The following is a 1,575-nucleotide window of genomic DNA, read 5'->3' as shown; positions in this document are numbered from 1 at the left end:
AGCGTCTTGCCGTTACCGCGACAGAACCGGCGTCAGTGTCTTTTTCATCGTGTGACCAAAGCGGTTTCCTCAGCCTCGAATTTTACCTTCCCCGCGTTAATGCGAAAGAACCCCTTCGCGTGCGAGCGCTTCGACGATCGCCGCACCGAGCCCGCGTGCGCCACCGGTCACGAGTACGTCCTGTTCAGACAGCAGCATGGATTCCTCGGGTTACTTGTTGACGGTCGGGGCATTATGCCGGATGGCTTCATGCTCCGCCGCCACGAGAAATCGCTTGCCTTCACGTTCGACGTGACCGCGTGGCGCTCGCTACGCCGTCGTCTTCACCGGATTGGCCACGACGAAGTTCCTGAACGTGGCGTAGGCCGGGTTCTTGGTCACGCCATCGGCCTGGATCAGCCCGTAGTCCTGGTCGATGACCGCGTACATCATGACGCACTCGATGTTGTACTTGTCCTTGATCGCGTAGTACGACGCCATCGTTTCCTGCACATACGCCGATTGCGCCGAAGGCGAATCCGCCGAACCGGACCAGCCCCATTCCGTCAGCCAAATCGGAACGTTGAACGAGTCCTTCAGCACTTGCAGCACGTTAATACACGCGTTGTTGCGGCCCGCGCATTCCAGCTTGCCCGAGCTGTGATACCAGTGATATGTCGTGTAATCCCACTGCAGCGGCGCCGCGCCCGATATGCCCATGGCCGTGCCGTTCGGCGAGATGCCGTTCCACAGCATCTGCAGCGCGCGATATGCCATCGGAATGCCGACGTTCACACCGCACTTGATCGTCGGATCGACCGCCTTCACGCCCGCGATCATGCCGCGAATCACGCCACGGAACGCCGGCCACTGCGACGGGCTCCAGTCGGTGGTCTGGCTGCCGTCGCCACCGATCTGCAGGCCGATGGTATCCAGTTCGTTGCCGCATTCGATATGCGTGACGAGGCCCTTCAGCGGTTGCGCGCAGCGCACAGCCATGTCATAACCGAGCGAATAGGCGGCGGCTTCGGTGCCCGTCGGGTTCCAGCCCGCTGAACGCGGATTGAGCACCGGCATGATGCCGACACCGCTGCCCGCGAACGCGCCGCGCAATGCCATCGCGAGCGTCGCCGACATGCCTGCGTCCGCGGTGTCGCAACGATACATCGTCACGCCCAGATCCTTCAGGATGGCGAGCTGCTGCTCGGCCGTCATGGTGAAGTAAATGCCCGAACCCCACGCCATATGACCGTTGATGCCGTAGAACAGCGACGTGTTCGACGGCTTGACCACGTTGCGCGGATCCGTCGTGCCGATGTTCTTCCACGGCGAGCCGTTCTGATACCAGACGCCGCTCGCGTTCTGCGCGTAGATGATGCCGTTGAAGTACAGCAGCAGCGCCTGCGCGACGCTCGAGCCCGTCGACACGCCCGTGCCGTTCTTCATCACGCGGCCGTTGAGGAGCGTCCAGACCGTGCCCGCACTGTCGGTGAGGGATGCTGCTGGCGGAGCCGTCGCGCCGGAGAGCGAAACCGTGCTCGCCTTGGACACGTCGGCCGGGAGCCCGCCCGATGCATCGGTGGAATCAAACCCGCC

General features: G+C 62.8%; 1 protein-coding gene and 1 pseudogene. Both read right to left on the bottom strand.

What is annotated here, in order from left to right; translation table 11 throughout:
• Positions 1-111: 111 nt before the first annotated feature.
• Positions 112-198, bottom strand: a pseudogene (locus AWB65_RS38005) (3-oxoacyl-ACP reductase); the annotation flags it as partial.
• Positions 199-309: 111 nt separating this feature from the next.
• Positions 310-1,575 (bottom strand): glycosyl hydrolase (locus tag AWB65_RS34815; RefSeq protein ID WP_087671256.1); only part of this gene is annotated, 1,266 nt, incomplete at its 5' end.

This window comes from Caballeronia humi (assembly GCF_001544475.1).
Classification (GTDB): domain Bacteria; phylum Pseudomonadota; class Gammaproteobacteria; order Burkholderiales; family Burkholderiaceae; genus Caballeronia; species Caballeronia humi.
Note: the sequence above shows the minus strand (reverse complement) of the source record. Positions and strands in the feature narration are given on the sequence as shown.